The sequence below is a fragment of the Pseudonocardia xishanensis genome, from assembly GCF_039541715.1.
Classification (GTDB): Bacteria; Actinomycetota; Actinomycetes; order Mycobacteriales; family Pseudonocardiaceae; genus Pseudonocardia; species Pseudonocardia xishanensis.
This window is the reverse complement of the sequence record NZ_BAABGT010000012.1, coordinates 167,583-185,685: the sequence shown is the minus strand read 5'-3', so window position 1 is coordinate 185,685 and position 18,103 is coordinate 167,583. Positions and strand designations below refer to the sequence as shown.

Genomic DNA, 18,103 nt, shown 5'->3' with positions numbered 1-18,103 from the left:
CCTCAGCGCGGGCCGAGGAACCATTCCTCCCAGTCGTCGAACGCGCCGTTGAGGGCCGCGCGGAAGATCAGCGGGCGGTCGATCCGGGTGATGAAGGTGCGCGGGACGGTGTTCGCCGGGCGGGTGTCGACGGCCTGGGCGTAGACCGTGCCGTAGACCTTCGCCGCGATCTCCCCCGCTTCCGGGGTCCAGTTGGCGGACTGGCCGAAGGGGATCGCGAACTCGTCGACCGCGTGGCCGAGCATCGCCTCCAGCCGTTCCCGGGAGTCGACGAGCTCGCGCTCGGCCTCCGCGGGGGTGAGCCTGCCGAAGTCCGGGTGCGACGCCGAGTGGCTGGCCAGCGTCACGCCCGCCGCCTCCAACCTGCCGAGCCCCGCCCAGTCCAGGACGTGCTCGTAGCCGGCGCCGTGTCCGCCGTCCGCCCAGCCGCTGACGACGAACATCGTCGAGGGGACGCCGTGGTGGCGCAGGACCGGGACGGCGTTGTCGAGGACGCTCGTGGCGCCGTCGTCGAAGGTGATCGCGAGCTGCCGCTGCGCCGGATCGGCGAGGACCCGGTCCGGCGTGGTGAAGGTCCAGCCGTCGTCCGCCGCGAGCTGGAGGTGCCGCTCGAAGTCCGCGGGGCGGACGTCGTTCACGCCCCAGGAGTCCGTGCCGATCGAGTGGTAGGCCAGGATCCGCCCGACACCGGCCGTCCGGGGCTTCACCAGCCGGGTGCGGGTGCGCAGGGACTCGTCCAGAGCGAGCCCCCAACGCTCGGCCCGCATCCGGCCCGCCACCGCGCACCGGTAGGCGAGTTGGGCGGCGGGGAGCTCCCCCACCTTGCTGCGCAGCGCCTGCGTGTCCATCGGCGGTGACCTTAGCCGCCGGGTCGGAGGCTGCCCGCCCGCGGCCCCGCCGTACCCTGGGCCACACCCGGCGGACCCCCGGTCGGGTGAGCCGAGAGGACACGATGGACCAGCCGGACGGCACGCGCCTCCACCGACTCGTCGAGCACCTGCGCCGCGGCGAGGCGCCCCAGCTCGCCGCGGGAGCCGCCCGGCAGGCGGGGCGCGGCCTGCGGTCGGTCGCCCGCGTCGGGGACGCGACGGGCAGGCTGCGGATGATGCGGATGCTCGCGGAGTCCGCCCTCGGCCGCGAGGAGGACCAGCGTCCGGCCTCGGCGGCACGGCCCTTCCGGGTCCCGGAGCTCGGCGACCGGATCGTGTGGCTGCGCCCGCGGTCGCGGGACTACGCCGCCTTCCAGTTCCTCGCCGAGGGCCACCACATGCCGCCCGCGGACATGCCGGGCCCGGTCCGGCACATCGCGGTCTTCGGCGCCAACATCGGGCTGCTGCTCGCCGACCTGGCGGACGAGTACCCGGAGGCCCGGGTCCTGGGGATCGAGCCGGACTTCGACAACGCCGTGCTGGCCCGGCGGAACACCGAGCACCTGGGCGACCGGGCCACGATCATCGACACCGCGGTCTGGCACCGGGACACCACGCTCGAGGTCGGCTGGGGACGAGACGCCTGGGGCCTGGACCTGGCGGCCGACCAGACCGGGAACGGCACCGTCGAGCACCCGCAGACCGTCGGCCCCGTCATCGAGGCCTCCGACGCGGGCAGGCTGCTCACCGACTGGAGCGGCGGCGCTCCCGTCGACTACCTGCTGGTGAGCGTGGAGACGGCGTGGCGGGAGATCCTGCGCCACGGCGACTGGGCCCGGGACGTCCGGTGCATCAAGGTCGAGATCTCGGACGCCCACAGCGCCGAGACCGCGCAGGACGCGGTCCCGCTGCTGGAGAAACTGGGCTTCCGCGCCCGGCTGGAGACCCTGCCGTGGGGCGCGTTCGCGATCGGCCTGCGGTAGCGGCTACCGCTTCAGGCCGCTGAGGATGACGCCCGCGAGCAGTGCGGGGATCGTCCACTCGACGGCGTGCACGGTGGTCTCCGGGACCTCCTTCGAGCCCATCACCGCGGTGCCCGCGGTCAGCCCGACGGCGGCCGTGGTCAGCCCGACGCCGACGACGTCCGCCCGGCTGCGCCGGGTCGCCAGCTGGGCCACGCCGCCGAGGAGGGTCGCGGCCAGTGCCGCGCGGGAGATCGGGGTCCACTTCGCCCAGCCCGCGCTCACGACGCGCTCCCGGTCGGCGGGTCCGCCCGCGGCGTCCGCCGCGGCGTTGAGCCCGGAGGCGCCCATGAGCGAGCCGCCGAACCAGGCGGCGGCGCCGACGTCGCGGAGGGCCCGAAAGGCGGTCGTGCTGTCCATGTCTCTCCTCGGGGAACGGGCGAACGGTGCGCAGGAGACCCTAGCGACGGTCCGTCACCCGTCCGCGTTCACCCGGCCGCGCGCCCGCAGGCCGTCCCCGGCCCGCTCGTGCGCGGTGCCGCACTCCGGGCAGACGAGGTCCCCGTCGACCGTCGGCTCCGCGGGCAACCGCTCGCCGCACTCGCACACCCAGCCCTTCACCACGGCCGGGTTGCCCGCCACGAAGGCGTGCGCCGGGACCGACCGCGTCACGACGGCGCCCGCGGCGGCGAAGGCGTGCTCGCCGATCTCCGTGCCGCACACCACGACGGTGCCCGCCCCGAGCGTCACGCCGCGGCGCACGGTCGTCGGGAGGAGGGCGTCCCCGCTGCGCTTGATGGCCGCGCGCGGGCGCAGGTCGTTGGTGAACAGTACGTTGGGGCCGAGGAACACGTCGTCCTCACAGGTCACGCCCTCGAAGACCAGCGTGCCGTTCTTGACGGTCACGTTGTCCCCCAGCGTCGCCCCGCCCTCGACGAAGGCCCCGTCGCAGATGTTGCAGTCCCGCCCGATCCGGGCGCCGGGGAGCACGTGGGCGAAGGCCCACACGCGGGTGCCCGCGCCCACGTCGTCGCTCTCGCACAGGCCCGCGGGGTGCACTCGCACCTCGTTCATCGGACTCATCCCGATCTCCTCCCTGCGGTCACCGCCGGACCGACCCTAGGAGGGCCCCCGTCCCCCGGCCGGACTACCCCCGAACCAGGCCCATCCGGGTGAGCCATAGGATCGACCAGCCACGGATTAGGGTGCTCGACGAGCACGGTCACGTCTGACGGGGTATCGCGGTAGTGGATCGAGACAACGAGCGGACGCAGGATCTCCGGCGTCCCGCCGCCCGCCCGAGTCCGAGGCGGGACGTCCACCGGGTCACGGGCCCGGGCTCCGACCCCTACGCCGACCCCGCCACCGAACGCTTCTCCGCCGTCGTGCCCGCGCCGGGTGCCGCCCAGGCCACGGCGCCCGTGCCGATCCTCCCGCCCGCCGAGGACGGGGAACCGGCTCGACGCAGGCTCCTCCCCAGCCTGGAGCTCAACGCCTTCGCCCTGATGGCCGCGACCGGCATCACCGCCGTCGTCGGACTCGGGTTCTGGGCCATCGCAGCCCGGCTGCCCGCCGCGGAGGTCGGCCGGTCGTCGGCCATCCTGTCCACCGCCACGATGCTGAGCCAGATCGCGGCATCGAACGTCGGGCTGCTGTTCGGCCGCGTGCTGGCCTCCGCGCACGGGCGCGGCAGACGGCTCGTGCTCGCGGGCTACGGGATCGCCACCGCGATCGCCCTGCTGCTCGGCTTCGGCTTCCTGCTGTTCTTCCCGCACGACGAGCTGTTCCCCACCACCTGGGACAGGCTCGGCTTCCCGCTGCTGGTCGTCCTGCTCGCGCTGTCCACGCTCCAGGACTGGGTGCTGACGGGGCTGCGTCGCTCGACGTGGATCCCGCTCGAACAGCTGCTCTTCGCGCTGGGCAAGATGGGGTTGTTGATCGTCTTCGCGAACCTGGCGTTCGAGAAGGGGATCCTCGTCGCCTGGGCGATCCCGATCATCGTGCTGCAGCTGGTGGTCGCGCCCCTCCTGTTCGGCAGGCTGCTGCCGCGGATCCCCCCGCCGGGGCCGGGCACGCCACCGATGCCGGACCGCCGGGGGCTGTCCACGATCTTCCTCGCCGAGTACGCCACCGGCGCGGTCACGGTGATCATCCCGCTGGTGCTGCCGCTGCTCGTCGTCGCCCGGCTGGGCACCGAGGCGAACGCCTACTACGCGCTGCCCTGGCTGATCGCCGAGTCGTTCAGCGTGCTCATCTGGAACATCAGCTCGTCCTACGTCGTCGAGGCGAGCCACGACCGCCGCGAGCAGTGGGCGCTGATGCGCCGCACCTTCCGGCTCAGCTACCTGATCGGCCTGGTCGGCGTGCCCTCGCTGTTCTTCCTGGCACCCTGGCTGCTCTCGCTCCTCGGCGACACCTACTCGGACGAGGGGACCTGGGTGCTGCGCTACGCGGTGCTGGCGATCCCCTTCACGATCATCAACATGAATTTCATCAACACCTCCCGGCTACGCAACCAGATGGGGCGCGTAGTCGTCCTAGAGGTGTTCACCGCGGCACTCGTGATCGGGCTCGCCGTGGTGCTCATGGACCGGATGGGGGTCGGGGGCGCCGGACTGGCGTTCCTGCTCGCCCAGGCGCTCACCGCACTGATCGTCGCGGTGCCGCTGCTCCGGTTCGCCCGCACGCTGCGCAAGGACGCGCTCGCGGCGGAGGAGAACCGGGACGAGCCCGCCAGGGACCTCGCCGACACCACAGGGAGTACCAGGACGTGACCTGGCAGAGCGGGCCGTTCCGTTCGCAGCACACCGACCGCAGGCTGCGCCTGCTCGTCGTCCTGCACAACCTCGGGATCGGCGGCAGCCAGCGCAACTCCGTCGATCTCGCCGCGGGCGCCCGCGACCTGGGCCACGAGGTCACCCTCGCGGGCCCGCCCGGCGTGCTGCAGGACGTCATCGCCGAGAAGGGGCTGCCCTTCGAGGTCATCGAGGAGCTGTCCCCGGACAACATCGCGCCCACCGCACGCAGCGCCTACCGGCGGATGCGCGAGCTGGTCAGGCGGGTACAGCCCGATCTCGTCCACACCTACGAGCTCACCCCGTCCATCCTGATGTTCCTCGGGCCGCACCGCTCCGACGACATCCCGATGACCATGACGATCAACAGCATGTCCGTGCCGGACTTCATGCCCGGCACGGTCCCGCTGCAGGTCTGCGGGCCGCTGATCGCCATGGAGACCCGGGAGCGGAGCGGGTCGATCGGCATCCTGGAGATCCCGACGGACGTCGTGGGCCAGTACCCGGGCTACCCCGGTGGGCAGGACTTCCGCGCCGAGATGGGCGTCAAGCCGGACGAGGTCATGGTCGTCGCGGTCAGCCGGTTCGCCCGCGCCCTCAAGCAGGAGGGTCTGGAGACGGCGATCCGCGCCACCGGCCGCATCGCCCACCAGTACCCCATCCGGCTCGTGCTGGTCGGCGACGGGCCGGCGATGCCGGAGCTGCAGGCCCTGGCCGCCGCGACCAACGCGAGTGCGGGACGCGAGATCGTCACGCTGCCCGGGCTGCGCGTCGACCCCAGGCCCGCCTACGAGTCCGCGGACATCGCGCTGGGCATGGGCGGGTCGGTGCTGCGGGCGATGGCCTTCGGCAAACCCTGCATCGTCCAGGGCGAGCACGGCTACTTCAAGACGCTGGACCGGCACTCCGCGCGCGAGTTCCGCTGGCACGGCTTCTACGGCATCGGGGACGGCGGCACCGGCGAGGACGTCCTGGTCCGCGAGCTGCGCACGCTCATGGCCGATCCGGTCCGACGCAAGACCAACGCCGAGTTCGCCCTCGAGCTGGTCCGCAGGCACTACAGCCTGCAGCACGCGCTCGACGTCCAGCTCGCCTGGTACCACAAGGCCATCGCCGAGCACGTCAAGCCGTCGCGGGGCGAGGTCGCCCGCACGATCGCCGGCGTCGGGACCTACTTCGCGGGCCGCGCCGCTGGCCGGATCCGCCCGGACACGTTCAACAGCTCCGAGCGGATCGGGCCGGGCATCGCCGCACCCGTGCCCGCCTGGTTCGACCCGGACCTCGACACCGATACGGGAAGCATCGACATCGCGACCGCACGGACCCTGAAGCTCCCCGCCGCGCGACGCCCGGCCTTCGGGACCGACTGACCCTCCCCTACGACGACGAGGCGCCCGCGCGACCGCGCGGGCGCCTCGTCTCGATCGGACAGCACGGTCAGCGGAGTGGGTACTCCTTGATCCAGTCCACCTGCATCTCCGACTCGCGGACGTTGTCGGGGTCCCCGTCCTCCGGGAACCAGTCCAGCTGGATCGTGAGGTGCATCGGGCGCGGCGGAAGGTGGTCCTTGTCCTCCACGCGGTACCACTCCTGGCCGTCCAGGTAGCCGATGATGTGGTCCGGCGTCCACTCGACTGCCCAGTTGTGCCACTGCGTCGCGTCCACGGCGACGGAGCCCTCGTCCTGCTTGTTGTTCTTGGAGTAGTGCAGGAAGAAGCTCACGTTCTGGCGGTCGCCGTCCGTGGCCTCCATGAAGTCGACCTCGCCGCCCTCCGGCCAGTCCTCCGCGTCCGGCCACAGCAGCAGCAGGGCGTGGTAGGTCGGGTCGGACTCCGGCAGTCGCACCCGGCCCTCCCACCGTCCGTACTGCTGGCCCGGGTAGAGCGCCATCCCACCGGTGTCGCCCTTGGAGTCCCCGGTGACGGTGAGGATGCCGTCCTTCACCGAGATGGCGTCCGGCGTACGACGGCCGTTGCCGTCGTGCCCCTCACCCTTGTAGAGGTTCCAGCCGGCGGGGCGCGGCCCGTCGAACTCGTCGACCCGGCTCGGGTCGCCCCAGCCCAGGATCGTCGCGGCGCTCGTCTCGGTACCCGCGCTCGGCGTCGTCGTGGTGGAGGTCGGGCCCGCGGGCTCGGCCACCGGCGGCTCGTTACCGCCGGAGCCCGACGTCGGCCGCACCAGGACCACGATCAGCGCCACGACGGCCAGGATCGCGATCCCGGCCACGACGTACAGCGTCCGCCGGGAGACCGTCCTGGTGGGCGCGCCGCCGGGCGGCTGCTCGGTGGGCTCGGGCCTCGGCATCTGCTCGACCGGGCGCGTCGGCGGGTTCTCGTCCCCCGGCCCGGTCCCGGTGCCCCCCGGCCCCGTCACCGGCTCACCGGCCCCTGCGGGGAGAGCCTGGGGACGCGACCGCCGGAGCGGCGGGCGGCCCGGCGCCCCCGGACGTACGCGGTGCCGCCGTCGGCGATCCAGGTGATGCGCTCGCGCAGGCTCCCCGCGGCCATGCCCTCCCCCGCGGTCGACTCCCGGTCACCGATCTGCCGGAACTGCGCGACGGCGGCGGGCAGCCGCCGCGCGGCCATCGCCCCCGCCCTCGGGTCGAGCGCGATCTTGGTGAGGAACGCGCCGAGGCCCATGGAGTAGCCGCGCAGCTGGCTGCGCAGCTCCTCGGGCGAGGACCGGTGGTGGTGCCAGACGAACGCACCGGGGTCGTAGCCGACCCGGTACCCGCCGAGCACGAGCCGGACCATGAACTCGCAGTCCTCGCCGCCCCGGGTGGGGGCGCCCGCGCCCAGCGCCTCGTCGAAGCCGCCGACCGCGCGGGCGATGTCCGCGCGGACCGCGAAGTTCGCCCCGATGCCGAACAGCCCCGGCGAGAACGGGAAGATCGCCGAATCCGCGGGCGGGTCCTCCAGCGAGTAGCGCCGGGACTCGAAGCCGCGGTTCCAGACCAGCGCCCGCTCGGCCGCGAGCTCCTCCTCGGTCTCCAAGCGGGCACCGATCACCGGGCCGCTCACGCAGGCCAGCCCCGGCTCCGCGGCGAAGACGGCGGCGATCCGCGAAGCCCAGTTGCGGTCCACCTCGGTGTCGTCGTCCGTGAACGCGACGAGCGCGGTGGCGGCCTCGCGGAGCCCGCGGTTGCGCCCGACCGACAGCCCGCGCCGGGCCTCCCGCACGTAGACGACGCCACGGTCCGCGAACTCCTCGGCGACCCGCTGCGTGGCGTCGTCCACGGGGTCGTTGTCCACGACGACCACCGTGACCGCGGGATGGTCACCCGCGACGACGGCGGCCAGGCTGGTCCGCAGGCTGTCCGGCCGCCCGCGGGTGGCGATCACGACGGTGAGCGGCTCGGCCGAGACGGGCAACGCCGTGTCCGCGCCACCGTCGGGCCCGAGCTGGGCCTCGATGGCCGCCCGCACAGTCGACGTCGTGGCGCGACCGCCGGTCAGCCCGACGGTGATCAGCCCCACGGGCGCCTCCCCGGCGGTGACCAGGAGCCGGGCGGCCACATACCGCGGATCAACCGAGAGGTCGAGGGCGTCCGGGCCCTCCGCCCGCCGGTCCACCCGGCCCACCCAGGCCGGCGCCCGCTGGGGCAGTTCCATGGACGTCCTCCGTGCTGTTCGAGAGTCCCTCAGGCCGAGGGGACCGGTGTCCCGACGGCGTCCGAGGCGGCGGCGGGCCGCGCCTGCGAGACGACCTCGGGGCGGGCGATCCGAACGGCCTCGAGCGGTGTGTTGCCGAGGATCATGTCGGATGCCTTCTCCGCCACCATCAGGGTGGGGGCGTAGGTCTGGGTGTTGGTCACGGTCGGGAAGATCGAGGCGTCGACCACCCGGAGGCCCTCGAGCCCGTACACGCGCATCGACGAGGGGTCCACGACGTCGTCCGCCGAGGTGCCCATCCGCACGCTGCCGGTGGGGTGCAGACCGGTCTGTCCCGCCTCGGCGATCCAGGCGATGATCTCCTCGTCGCTCTGCACCGACGCACCGGGGACGACCTCGCCGCCGTCCACGCCGGAGAAGGCGGGCTGGCTCATGATGTCCCGGGCGATCCGGACGGCCTTGACCCAGTCGTCCCGGTCCCGCTGGTTGTCCAGGTAGTTGAACACGATCCGCGGGTGCTGGGTCGGGTCCGCGGACTTCAGCGTGACGCTGCCGCGCGAGCGGGCCGCCATCGTGCCGACATGCACCTGGTAGCCGTGCCCGTCCACGATGCGCTTCTCGTCGAACCGCATCGCCATGGCCGCGAAGCCGATGATCACGTCCGGGAACGCCATGTCCTCGTTGCTGCGGATGAAGCCCGCCGCCTCGAACATGTTGCTGGTCGCCGGGCCTCGGCCCGCGAGCCACTGCAGCCCCATCTTCGGCCAGTTCTTCTTGTCCTTCATGTGCACCATCGAGATGGGCTGGGTGCACGAGTGCTGGACCTGGACGGCGAGGTGGTCCTCGAGGTTGTAGCCGACGCCGGGCAGCTCGTGCACCGGCGACACCCCGACGGCCGCGAGCTCCGCGGGCCTGCCGACCCCGGAGAGCTGCAGCAGCTGCGGGGTGTTGAACGCCCCGCCGGAGAGCACGATCTCCTTGGCCCGGACGATCTTCTCCTCGGAGCCCGTCCGGTAGGTGACGCCCACCGCGCGGGTGCCGGAGAAGACCACCTGGGTGGCCAGCGCGCGGGTGCGCACCTCGAGGTTCGGGCGGCCCATGACCGGGTGCAGGTAGGCCTGGGAGGAGGACTGGCGACGGCCCCGACGGATGTTGCGGTCGAAGGCCGCGAAGCCCTCCTGGACCGCACCGTTGAGGTCCGCGGTGATGTTGTACCCGGCCTGCTGGGCTGCTTCGAAGAACAGCGAGAACAGCGGGTGGTCCGCAGGGGCCTTCTCGACGGTCTGCAGGCCGCCGCGGCCGCGGAACTCGTTGCCCCCGAAGCTCAACGAGTCCTCGATGCGCTTGAAGTACGGCAGCACGTGCGCGTAGTCCCACGCCTCGTCACCGGTCTTGGCGGCCCACTCGTCGAAGTTCGCGGGGTGCCCGCGGACGAAGGTCATCGCGTTGATCGAGCCCGACCCGCCGAGGAGCTTGCCCCGCGGCTGCTGGATCCGCCGGTTGTTCATGAAGGGCTCGGGCTCGGACTCGTAGTGCCAGTTGTGCGAGTGGCTGGCGATCGCCATGCCCATCGCCGCGGGCATGTGGGTGAAGACGTCCCAGAACGGGTCCGACTTCCCGGCCTCGAGCAGCAGCACGCGGTTCGCCGGGTCGGCGCTGAGCCGGTTCGCGAGCACGCATCCGGCGGCACCGCCACCGACCACGACGAAGTCGTAGACCTGATCCGACATGGGGTGAGAGCCCTCCTCCGATGGCGCTGCGATCGTTGCCCCCTGCGGCGGTGCGGGCCGTTCGGATTCACCCGAACCGCCGAACCGGCAGCGGCGCCACGATATCGCGCGGCGTTCCCCCGCCCCCGAGGGGGAGCGATGGTCCTGCTCCGACGCCGTCGTCGGTCGAGCCTTGTGCTCCTTGCAGAGCCTCGTGCCTGGTCGCGTGCTTCGTCCCGATCAGGGCGTTCCGGGGGTACCCGCGGCCGGACCGTTCACCGGAACGCCGTTCGCGTCCACCGGGGCGTTCGGGTCGGCCGCCGGGGCGACCACCGCCGCGGCGGGCTGGTCGAGCGGCAGCCCGGTGACCGGGTCCACCCGGTTCACCACCGCGTTGACCACCTGCTGGCCGCCCTGGACCCACATCAGGCCCAGGACCACGGCGACCATGACGACGGAGGCGCCGGTCAGCGTCCGGACCCACCCGGGGGTGCGGGCCAGCCGGCCGCGGCTGCGCTCCACCACCCAGGCGCGCACGCCGAGCACCGCCAGCAGCCCGAAGAAGCCGAGCCACACCCACTTGTCGAAGCCGGGATCGAGGGTCATCCGGGGTTCACCTGCGCCTGGCTGTCGATGACGGGGGCGCCCGTCTTCCGCAGCACGAAGTCGTACGGATCCGTCGGGTCCTGGAACCACATGGTGTACGTGCCCTGGGCGACCAACGTGTTCGCCAGTTCCAGCGACCAGCCCGGCTTGTTGAGGTACAGGTACACGCCCTGTGCCTCGATGGACCCGAAGTTCACGATGACGTCCGGGTTGATCTGCGTGATGCAGCCGACCTTGTCGGTGGCCGCCGCGATGCGACCGCAGCCCTCGATGCCGCCCCCCCGGCCGAACATGGTGAGCCCCTCGATGGCGAACGGGCCCGGGTCGGACAACGGCATGACGTTCTGCCCCGGCGGGGTGGTGGCCACGACCTGTCGGTACATCTCCGCGTCCCGCGGGTAGACGACCTGGTAGGAGTCGTTTCCGCCGCGCAGGAAGATCAGCATGGCGAACAGCGCCACCATCCCGACGGCGAGCACCGGCCGCACCCAGCCGCGCCACCGGACGAGCCAGCGCAGGAGGTCCGTGCCGAGGATCGTGAGGATCGGCAGGCCGAACAGCAGGATCCGCAGGAAGCCCTCGCCGCCGTAGCCCTGCGCGGCGAAGCCCATCGGGACCACGGCCAAGCCGATCGGGACCAGGTCCCGGCGGCGCCGCCAGTAGACGATCGCGCCGAGGAAGCCGAGCCCGTAGGACAGGGCAGCCACGGCGAAGCGGCCGTACTTCACGATCTGCTGGCCGAAGTCGCCGGTCAGCCTGTTGCCGATGCCGGCCTCCACGGCCGCGCCGGTGTTGCCGTCCCCGATGAACAGCCCGATCTGCGTGGTCCAGATGGGCCGCGCGGCGATCAGGATGAACACCAGCACGCCGAGGATGCCGACGAGCACGAGCCCGCGCCCGCGGTACCTCCCGACCACCGCGAGCAGGGCTAGCTGGCCGATGATCGCGAACGGCGTGAGCTGGTGGGCCGGGATGACCGCGAGGATGCAGAGCGCGGCGCAGAAGTAGACCAGCAGCAGCTGGCGCGGCGGGAGGGTGGGGCGGTTCGGCGGGGTCATCGCGGAGACGACCCAGCGGTGCCACAGCGGGAGCCGCTTCGCCCCGAGGTGCGGGGCGGGCCAGCCGGGAACACCGCTCGAGTCCGTCCGGCGGGTGGCCAGCGGGCCGAGGGCGAAGGTCAGCACCGTCAACAGCAGGCAGATGCCCGTGGCCTGCGGCGAGAAGTAGTCCTGCTCGATCCAGTTCAGCCCGACGAAGAGCCACGCCGCGGCCCAGGGCGCCCGCGAGCCCCCGAGCATCGAGCGGGCGAGCGCGTAGATGCCGATCGCCCACACCGTGACGACGGCGAACGGGAACCAGCGCAGGACGACGTCGAGGTCGTCCGCCCCGGCGGCCTGCCGGAACCACGCCCACTGCGCGAAGAACGCGGGCCAGGAGAACCGGGCGTCCAGCCCCTGGGGCGGCACCCCGTTGGCGACCGCGACGGCGTCCACGAAACCGGTGATGGTCCACGCGGTGCCGAAGCGGGCCGCGGGCTGGATGACCGACGGCAGCCCGGTCGAGCACAGGATCAGCACGCCGGTGGCGGCGCCCAGCATCGGGATGCGGGGCCGCTTGGCGTAGAGCTCGGAGACACAGGCGCCGACCGCGAACAGCAGCGCGAGCCACGCGGGTGGGCCGAGAACCTTCGCCAGACCCCAGCCGTCCAGCGCCGCGAGGTCGGTCGTGGCCACCGCGAGCGGCAGCATGGCCACCGCGAGCAGCGCCAGCGCCGGGGACAGCCAGCGGTCCAGGGTCGGCCGGTTGCGGTCGAGCCAGGTCGGCGGCGTCGGGTCCTCGGTCGGCGGCATCGGGACGACGGGCAGCGCCGTCGTGGGCGGGTCCGCGAGATTACGGACCCCGTCGAGCGACAGGACCTGCGTGGCCTCCGAGTCCCCTGCGGTGTCCCGCGGCGGGCCGGCGGAGGCGTCGCGGCGGGTGTCCTGGGTGGTCACTGGGCGACCACCGCGTGCCGGAGCAGGAAGGGCACGCTCAGCCCGGTGATGATGTAGGTCATCAGGTCGGGGTGCCACCAGCTCGCGCTCACCATGATCTGGGCCGCGAGCAGCGTGGTGGCGACGCCGACACCGACCGTCAGCAGCCACATGTGGGCCGCCGGGGCGCGGCGCAGGAAGCCCGCCGCCGCCCAGCCCGGACCGAGCAGCAGGAACCCGACCGTCAGCGCGAGTCGCAGGCCGGAGCCGCCCGCCACGTCGAACGCGGCCAGCAGGCACGCCACGGCACCTGCGACGACGAGCATCACGGCCACCCCGCGCCGTGCCGTGCGGGCACGGGTCAACTCCGCCGCGGAGGGCATGCTCACCGCGTCACTCCGTTCCTCGCCGGTACCGCCGGCCGGTCGACCGCGTCCTCACTGCTGTCGGATGGGGACGTTCCTCTCAGGACGCCTCCTCCTCCAACGCATAACGCGCGTCGACGGCCTCCCGCTGCGCCGCGGCGCGGTCGGTCGCGGGACGGTCGTTCGCCGCCGCCGGACGGTTGACCGGGCGCGGTGACGGGCGCGGAGTGGGCCGCGGGGTGACGGCGGGCATGCCCGGCAGGGTGGCGGACCCGACCGGCGCCGCCGCGGCGGCGGACGGGCTCGGCGCCGTCGTCGGAGGAACGGGCAGGGTGTCCCCCTGGGGGGCCTGCCGCACCTCCGGACGCACCGGGTAGCCGTTCGCGAGGCCGCCGAGGTGGCCGCCCCGGCCCGGTGCGCCGCGGGTCGCACTCCCGTTCACGGGCGCGCCGTCCCGGCGCGGCGCCGTGGCCGAAGCCCCGGCCTCCTTGCGCGCCGCCCGACGCCGCTCGGCGGCCAGGGTGCGGAGCACCCGGGTGCCGTCGGCGAAGGTGCGCAGGTTGGTGTCGCCGAACATGCGCTCGCGCTCGTACGACGGGACCTCGGTGACCCGCAGGTTCGCGGCCGCCACCCGGCAGGCCAGCACCGTCTCGATCTCGAACCCGTCGCCCCACAGCATCGACCCGTCGCCGGGTGCTGGAGCGTCCACCGCCGGCAGCTCCAGGAGCGGCAGGAGGTCCGCCCAGAAGGCGTTGTAGCCGTAGCAGAGGTCCGAGTGACGGGTCCCGAACAGCATGTTCGCGACGCCGTTGAGCCCGGCGTTGCCGCTGCGGCGCAGCAGCGTGATGTCGTCGCTGCCGCCCCCGCGGGCGAAGCGCGTGCCCTTGGCGAAGTCCGCGCCGCCGACCAGCGCCGCGACGAACGCCGGGATCTCGGCGGGGTCCGCGGAGCCGTCGGCGTCGAACATCACGATGATGTCGCCGGTGGCGGCGGCGAAGCCGCACGCCATCGCGTTCCCCTTGCCCTTGCGGGTCTGCTCCACGATCCGCACCCACGGCAGGACGCGGCGGGCGGTCTCGATCGTCCCGTCGACGGAGTTGCCGTCGACGACGATGATCTCGTGGACCGCAGGGCGGACCGCCGCGATCGCGGGCAGCACCACCTGGAGGTTGCGCGCCTCGTTGCGGGTCGGTACCACGACGGACACCGTCGGCTGTTGACTGCGCTGCATCGCAGTTGTCCCCCTCATCGCACAGCGAGTGCGTCTGTACTGACGTCTTGGCGTCCGACTACTGCAGGTCGAGCTCTGGCCCGGTTCTCGGTCATCGAACGGGTTATCTGACGACCACCCGGAAGCGTTACGTGACCAGAACGACTCTCGACGACGAGACCGTCACCCGATCGGACCGCGTGGGACCACACCATCGTGACCGCGGGGTGGTGGCGCTCGTCCGGTCGCACACCGTGAACCTTACGGACAGTGCTCTCGACCCACCGACCCGGGCCGTCCGCGGGGCCCTCGGTAGAGTGCCGAGCCGTGCGCACCACGCCTGCCGACCTCCCGTTCCGTCGCCGCGACCTGGGCTCGCGGTGACCGTCGGCGGCCCAGGGGGGCCACCGCTGGCGTTCCAGCCCGTCATCTCCGTCGTCGCGGCCGTCACGGACGGCGACGACCATCTCGGCGAGACGATCGGGTCCGTCCTCGACCAGAGCGAGCGCGACTTCGAGCTCGTGCTGTTCGACAACGCCAGCCGGGACGCCACCCTCGAGGTGATGCGCAGCTTCTCCGACCCGCGGATCCGGATCGCGCGCACCGGCGAGCGGCTGCCGCGCAGCGAGGCGCGCAACCGCGCCCTGCAGCTCTGCCAGGCGCCGCTGGTGAAGACCGTCGTCGACGGGGACCTCCTGCACCCGCGCTGCCTCGAGCTGCAGAGCCAGCCCCTGCTGGACGACCCGGGCCTCGCCCTGGTCGCCTCGCGACGGCACGTCGTCGACGACCGCAGCCGGGTCCTGGTCCCCCGCCGCGGCCTCAGCGGGCTGATCGGCACCCGCAGCGGGGACGAGGTGGCGCGCAAGATCGTCCGGAGCCGGGCGAACCTGATCGGTGACGCGTGCAACGTGCTGTTCCGTCGGGAGAGCTTCGCGGCCGCGGGCGGCTGGCGCGGCCGCCGGGACGAGCTGCTCGACCTCGACTGCTGGCTGCGCCTGCTGCACCACGGGGACTTCCTCGGCAGGCCGGAGCCGTTGGCCGCCGTCCGGATGAACGGGACCGAGGGCCAACCGGGCTACGCGGACCGCGTGGCCGGGGAGCACCACGCGATCGTCGCCGAGCTGACGGACTCCGAGGCGTACGAGGTCAGCGCCACGGACCGGGCCCTCGGCACCCTCATCGCCCCGGTGGGAGCGCTGCGCCGGGCCGGGCTCGGCGTCGTCGCCTCCCGTTCGGCGCGGCGCGCCGAGAAGGAACGGGCCAGGGAGCTCGCGGACGCCTGACGGCGCGGCGCGCCGGGGTGCGCGCCCCCTCCGATCGGACAGTCGCACACACCCGGCTCTCGCCAGAACTTTGCATCAACGCCGCGGAGGTGTTGAGCTGTAGCGGTGCGCCGGTCCCGGCGCGCTGTCGACGGCTCCCGGGAGGCGCAGTGGTCACCGCCATGCACATGAGCGACGGGCTGGTCAACGCCCCGACCTCGCTCCTCTTCGGCGCCGTGGCGATCGTCGGCCTGGCGTTCTGCCTGTTCAGGGCCCGCGCGGACCTGGACGACCGCACCGCCCCGATGGCGGGGCTGGTCACCGCGTTCGTCTTCGCCGTGCAGATGATCAACTTCCCGATCCTGCCCGGGGCCAGCGGCCACCTGCTCGGCGGCGCGCTCGTCGCGATCCTGGTCGGGCCGTACGTGGGCGCGGTGTGTATCGCCATCGTGCTGCTGGTCCAGGCGCTGCTGTTCGCCGACGGCGGGCTGACCGCACTGGGCACCAACGTCACCAACATGGCCCTGATCGGCGTGTTCACCGGCTACGGGATCGCGCTGCTGCTGCGCGGGCTCGCCCGCCGCGGGCGGGGCGGGCTGGTCGCGACCGCATTCGTCGCGGCCTTCGTGAACACCGTCGTCGCGTCGCTCGGCTTCGTCCTGGAGTACGCGGTCGGCGGGTCGGGCGGCGCCGCCCTCGGCACCGTGTTCGGGCTGATGGTCGGCCTGCACGCGCTGATCGGCATCGGCGAGGGCGTGATCACCGCCGCGACGGTCGGGGCGGTCGCCGCGGTCCGGCCGGACCTGGTGTACCTGCTGCGCGGCAGCGCCCCGGCCCTCGTGCGGAAGGAGGCGGCGGCGTGAGGAAGGGCTTCCTGATCGGGTTCCTGGCCGTCGCGCTGCTCGTCGCGGGCGGTCTGTCGTACGTCGCCAGCTCGAGCCCGGACGGGCTGGACACCGTCGCCCTGCACGGCTGCACCGAGCAGGACGGGCGGCTCGCGGGCAGCTGCATCGCGCAGAACGCGGGCGAGCACCACACCGCGGGCTCGCCGCTCGCGGACTACTCGGTCTTCGGCGGGCACGGCACGGTGGGACTCGCCGGGATCATCGGCGTGCTGGTGACGCTCGTCCTCGCGGCAGGCCTGTTCCGGCTCCTCCGGCGCCGCACACCCACGACGGCCGTCGACTCCGAGAGCACGGGCTGAGTGGGCGCCGGTCACGCCCACCCCCTGCACCTGCCCGGCGAGTCGGTGGTCCACCGGCTCCCGCCGCAGGTCAAGATCGTCGCCGCGTTCCTCGGCGTGGTCTGCGTCGTCGCGACCCCGCGCGAGGCCTTCCCGGTCTTCGGCGGCTACGCCGTGGTCCTGCTCGCGGTCTGGGCGGCGGCGCGCATCCCCGTCAGCTGGATCCTGCGCCGGTCGGTGATCGAGCTGCCGTTCGTGGTGCTGGCGGTGCTGCTGCCGCTGACCGGCCCGGACCCGCGGATCGAGTGGCTGGGCCTGTCGCTGTCCGACCCGGGCCTGCTCGGCGCCTGGAACATCCTCGTCAAGGGCACCCTGGGCGTGCTGACGTCGCTCACCCTGGCGGCGACGACGCCGATGCGGGACCTGCTCGTCGGGCTCCAGCGGCTACGCGCCCCGGCCATGGTCACCACGATCGCCACGCTGATGCTGCGCTACCTCGACGTCATCTCCGGCGAGGCGCGGCGGATGCGCCTGGCCCGGATCGCCCGCGGCCACGACCCGCGGTTCCTCTGGCAGGCCGGCGCGACCGCGCGCGGGATCGGCGCCCTCTTCCTGCGCTCCTACGAGCGCGGTGAGCGGGTGCACCTCGCGATGCTCTCCCGCGGCTGGACGGGTGCCATGCCGGTCCTCACCCCGGACCTCACGACCCGCGCGGACTGGGTCCGCGGCCTGGCCCCGGTCGCCGTGGCCGCGGTCCTCGCGGCGACCGGGTGGGTGATCGCATGACCCTGCCGAGGGCACGCGTGCAGGATGTGCCCGTGAGCGCCCCGCCCTCCCTGCTCGTGCGCGACCTGCTCTTCGCCTACCCGGACGGCCACCAGGCCCTGCACGGCGTGGACCTGCGGATCGAGCCCGGCGAACGCGTCGCCCTGCTCGGCCCCAACGGCGCGGGGAAGACCACGCTCGTGCTGCACCTCAACGGGATCCTCGCGCCCGGGGCGGGCAGCGTGGAGATCGCCGGGCTGTCGGTGTCCCGCAAGACGGTCCAGGAGATCCGGCGCCGGGTCGGGATCGTCTTCCAGGACCCGGACGACCAGCTGTTCATGCCGACGGTCCGCGAGGACGTGGCGTTCGGCCCCGCCAACTTCGGGGTGACCGGGGACGCGCTGGCGGCCCGCGTGCACGAGGCGCTCGCCGCCGTCGGGATGCAGGAGCAGGCCGACCGGTCGCCGCTGCACCTGTCCGGCGGGCAGCGCCGCAGGGTCGCCCTGGCGACCGTGCTGGCCTGCGACCCCGAGATCCTCGTCCTGGACGAGCCGTCGTCCAACCTGGACCCGGTGGCCCGTCGCGAGCTCGCCGAGGTCCTGCTGGGCCTGGGCCGGACCATGCTGATGGTCACCCACGACCTGCCCTACGCCCTGCAGCTCTGCCCGCGCAGCGTGATCCTCGACGACGGGATCGTCGTCGCCGACGGCCCCACGCGCGAGCTCCTCGCCGACGGGGAGCTCCTGGCGAGGCACCGCCTGGAGCTCCCCTTCGGCTTCGCCCTGTAGGCGGG

18 protein-coding genes are annotated in these 18,103 nt (G+C 73.2%); 8 read left to right on the top strand and 10 right to left on the bottom strand.

Annotation, left to right across the window (positions count from 1 at the left end; translation table 11 throughout):
• Positions 1-2 precede the first annotated feature (2 nt).
• The gene (locus tag ABD993_RS03605; protein WP_345412605.1) at positions 3-848 is read right to left on the bottom strand and encodes a polysaccharide deacetylase family protein; all 846 of its coding nucleotides are present in this window, start codon (positions 846-848) and stop codon (positions 3-5) included.
• 86 nt (positions 849-934) lie between these two features.
• Here ABD993_RS03605 and ABD993_RS03600 point away from each other — a divergent pair, with 86 nt between their 5' ends.
• Positions 935-1,852: a hypothetical protein gene (locus ABD993_RS03600; RefSeq protein WP_345412604.1), complete on the top strand. Its 918-nt coding sequence runs from the start codon at positions 935-937 to the stop codon at positions 1,850-1,852.
• A 3-nt stretch (positions 1,853-1,855) separates the two neighbouring features.
• Here ABD993_RS03600 and ABD993_RS03595 read toward each other — a convergent pair whose 3' ends face one another.
• Together ABD993_RS03595 and ABD993_RS03590 are read right to left on the bottom strand one after the other, a co-directional pair.
• Entirely contained in the window at positions 1,856-2,251 is a 396-nt protein-coding gene (locus ABD993_RS03595; protein ID WP_345412602.1) for a hypothetical protein, read from the bottom strand.
• A 54-nt stretch (positions 2,252-2,305) separates the two neighbouring features.
• A complete protein-coding gene (locus ABD993_RS03590) occupies positions 2,306-2,914 on the bottom strand; it encodes an acyltransferase (protein ID WP_345412599.1) in 609 nt (202 codons plus the stop codon).
• A gap of 164 nt (positions 2,915-3,078) precedes the next feature.
• On the opposite strand from ABD993_RS03590, the gene ABD993_RS03585 reads away from it, so the two are divergent.
• Entirely contained in the window at positions 3,079-4,605 is a 1,527-nt protein-coding gene (locus ABD993_RS03585; RefSeq protein ID WP_345412597.1) for a lipopolysaccharide biosynthesis protein, read from the top strand.
• On the top strand, positions 4,602-5,996 hold the full coding sequence (locus tag ABD993_RS03580; protein WP_345412595.1) for a glycosyltransferase family 4 protein: 1,395 nt from the start codon (positions 4,602-4,604) through the stop codon (positions 5,994-5,996). The genes ABD993_RS03585 and ABD993_RS03580 overlap by 4 nt, the downstream gene beginning before the upstream one ends.
• A gap of 67 nt (positions 5,997-6,063) precedes the next feature.
• On the opposite strand, the gene ABD993_RS03575 is transcribed toward ABD993_RS03580, so the two are convergent.
• The 7 genes from ABD993_RS03575 to ABD993_RS03545 all read right to left on the bottom strand — a co-directional run bounded on the left by ABD993_RS03575 (position 6,064) and on the right by ABD993_RS03545 (position 14,121).
• Positions 6,064-6,999, bottom strand: a complete 936-nt coding sequence (locus ABD993_RS03575) for a glycoside hydrolase family 16 protein (RefSeq protein ID WP_345412593.1) — start codon at positions 6,997-6,999, stop codon at positions 6,064-6,066.
• Positions 6,996-8,237 carry a glycosyltransferase family 2 protein gene (locus tag ABD993_RS03570; protein WP_345412590.1) on the bottom strand — a complete coding sequence of 414 codons (1,242 nt, stop codon included), beginning with the start codon at positions 8,235-8,237 and terminating at the stop codon, positions 6,996-6,998. Before ABD993_RS03570 ends, ABD993_RS03575 begins: the two co-directional genes overlap by 4 nt.
• A 29-nt stretch (positions 8,238-8,266) precedes the next feature.
• Positions 8,267-9,967: a choline dehydrogenase gene (locus tag ABD993_RS03565; protein WP_345412588.1), complete on the bottom strand. Its 1,701-nt coding sequence runs from the start codon at positions 9,965-9,967 to the stop codon at positions 8,267-8,269.
• 219 nt (positions 9,968-10,186) lie between these two features.
• Positions 10,187-10,552 carry a hypothetical protein gene (locus tag ABD993_RS03560; RefSeq protein WP_345412586.1) on the bottom strand — a complete coding sequence of 122 codons (366 nt, stop codon included), beginning with the start codon at positions 10,550-10,552 and terminating at the stop codon, positions 10,187-10,189.
• Positions 10,549-12,546 (bottom strand): hypothetical protein, encoded by a 1,998-nt coding sequence (locus ABD993_RS03555; protein ID WP_345412584.1) that lies wholly within the window; start codon positions 12,544-12,546, stop codon positions 10,549-10,551. Before ABD993_RS03555 ends, ABD993_RS03560 begins: the two co-directional genes overlap by 4 nt.
• Positions 12,543-12,914, bottom strand: coding sequence for a hypothetical protein (locus ABD993_RS03550; protein ID WP_345412582.1), 372 nt, complete (start codon positions 12,912-12,914; stop codon positions 12,543-12,545). The genes ABD993_RS03555 and ABD993_RS03550 overlap by 4 nt, the downstream gene beginning before the upstream one ends.
• Before the next feature lie 76 nt (positions 12,915-12,990).
• Positions 12,991-14,121: a glycosyltransferase family 2 protein gene (locus ABD993_RS03545; RefSeq protein ID WP_345412580.1), complete on the bottom strand. Its 1,131-nt coding sequence runs from the start codon at positions 14,119-14,121 to the stop codon at positions 12,991-12,993.
• A gap of 359 nt (positions 14,122-14,480) precedes the next feature.
• Here ABD993_RS03545 and ABD993_RS03540 point away from each other — a divergent pair, with 359 nt between their 5' ends.
• The 5 genes from ABD993_RS03540 (at position 14,481) to ABD993_RS03520 (ending at position 18,098) form a co-directional block, all read left to right on the top strand.
• Positions 14,481-15,383, top strand: coding sequence for a glycosyltransferase family 2 protein (locus ABD993_RS03540; RefSeq protein WP_345412578.1), 903 nt, complete (start codon positions 14,481-14,483; stop codon positions 15,381-15,383).
• A 167-nt stretch (positions 15,384-15,550) separates the two neighbouring features.
• Positions 15,551-16,225 carry an energy-coupling factor ABC transporter permease gene (locus ABD993_RS03535; protein WP_345412576.1) on the top strand — a complete coding sequence of 225 codons (675 nt, stop codon included), beginning with the start codon at positions 15,551-15,553 and terminating at the stop codon, positions 16,223-16,225.
• A complete protein-coding gene (locus tag ABD993_RS03530) occupies positions 16,222-16,566 on the top strand; it encodes a PDGLE domain-containing protein (protein WP_345412574.1) in 345 nt (114 codons plus the stop codon). The genes ABD993_RS03535 and ABD993_RS03530 overlap by 4 nt, the downstream gene beginning before the upstream one ends.
• Positions 16,567-17,331, top strand: a complete 765-nt coding sequence (gene cbiQ / locus ABD993_RS03525; RefSeq protein ID WP_345412572.1) for a cobalt ECF transporter T component CbiQ — start codon at positions 16,567-16,569, stop codon at positions 17,329-17,331. It abuts the gene before it with no gap.
• Entirely contained in the window at positions 17,328-18,098 is a 771-nt protein-coding gene (locus tag ABD993_RS03520; RefSeq protein WP_425568884.1) for an energy-coupling factor ABC transporter ATP-binding protein, read from the top strand. Before cbiQ ends, ABD993_RS03520 begins: the two co-directional genes overlap by 4 nt.
• Positions 18,099-18,103 lie beyond the last annotated feature (5 nt).

What these genes read in the sequence shown, in the direction of transcription:
- ABD993_RS03545 (WP_345412580.1), bottom strand. Translation starts at nt 14,121, where the DNA reads ATGCAGCGCAGTCAACAGCCGACGGTGTCCGTCGTGGTACCGACCCGC.
- ABD993_RS03605 (WP_345412605.1), bottom strand. Translation starts at nt 848, where the DNA reads ATGGACACGCAGGCGCTGCGCAGCAAGGTGGGGGAGCTCCCCGCCGCC.
- ABD993_RS03570 (WP_345412590.1), bottom strand. Translation starts at nt 8,237, where the DNA reads ATGGAACTGCCCCAGCGGGCGCCGGCCTGGGTGGGCCGGGTGGACCGG.
- ABD993_RS03560 (WP_345412586.1), bottom strand. Translation starts at nt 10,552, where the DNA reads ATGACCCTCGATCCCGGCTTCGACAAGTGGGTGTGGCTCGGCTTCTTC.
- ABD993_RS03565 (WP_345412588.1), bottom strand. Translation starts at nt 9,967, where the DNA reads ATGTCGGATCAGGTCTACGACTTCGTCGTGGTCGGTGGCGGTGCCGCC.
- ABD993_RS03595 (WP_345412602.1), bottom strand. Translation starts at nt 2,251, where the DNA reads ATGGACAGCACGACCGCCTTTCGGGCCCTCCGCGACGTCGGCGCCGCC.
- ABD993_RS03535 (WP_345412576.1), top strand. Translation starts at nt 15,551, where the DNA reads ATGAGCGACGGGCTGGTCAACGCCCCGACCTCGCTCCTCTTCGGCGCC.
- ABD993_RS03590 (WP_345412599.1), bottom strand. Translation starts at nt 2,914, where the DNA reads ATGAGTCCGATGAACGAGGTGCGAGTGCACCCCGCGGGCCTGTGCGAG.
- ABD993_RS03520 (WP_425568884.1), top strand. Translation starts at nt 17,328, where the DNA reads ATGACCCTGCCGAGGGCACGCGTGCAGGATGTGCCCGTGAGCGCCCCG.